Annotated in this window: 1 pseudogene; it reads left to right on the top strand. The window is 52.3% G+C overall.

Annotated elements, in window-relative coordinates:
• Window positions 1-262: pseudogene (locus SB719_RS19650) on the top strand (DUF4142 domain-containing protein); the annotation flags it as partial.
• Window positions 263-281 lie beyond the last annotated feature (19 nt).

The raw sequence follows: 281 nt of genomic DNA on the forward strand, positions 1-281 counted from the left end.
CAATGAAGTCGCCGCCGGCAAAATCGCGCTGAGCAAAGCGGAAAGTAGCGACGTAAAAGCGTGTGCGCAGTAAATGGTAGACGATCACAGCGCCGCTCTGACTAAAGTTCAGACAGTCGCCGAACAAAAAGGCGTAACGCTGCCAACTGAGCCAGACGCTAAGCACAAAACTATGGACGCTAAACTGGAAAAACAGAGCGGCGCTGAATTTGACACGATGTATATGACAAACGCCGGCGCTCAGGATCACAAGATGGTGCTGTAGACCCTGCAGAGTGACG

This window comes from Pantoea sp. SIMBA_079 (assembly GCF_046940275.1).
Lineage (GTDB): Bacteria > Pseudomonadota > Gammaproteobacteria > Enterobacterales > Enterobacteriaceae > Pantoea > Pantoea borealis.